The 249-nt window shown below is 45.4% G+C and carries 1 protein-coding gene; it reads left to right on the forward strand.

From position 1 onward, the window contains the following. On the forward strand, window positions 1–249 hold a 249-nt coding region (locus A3756_RS06980), incomplete at both ends, for a hypothetical protein (RefSeq protein WP_156490339.1).

The following is a 249-nucleotide window of genomic DNA, read 5'->3' on the forward strand; positions in this document are numbered from 1 at the left end:
CTATGTCCCTTGTGATGTTTGTAAGAGCAAGCGATACAACAGGGAAACACTAGATATCACCTATAAAGGGAAGAATATCCACGAAGTTCTGGACCTTACTATCGAAGATGCGCGTGAATTCTTTGACGCGGTTCCCTTTATTGCCCGAAAGCTTCAGACCTTAATGGATGTTGGCCTGTCGTATATCAGACTTGGTCAAAGTGCGATTACACTATCTGGCGGCGAAGCCCAGCGTGTCAAACTAGCTAA

The sequence above is a fragment of the Oleiphilus sp. HI0086 genome, assembly GCF_001635225.1.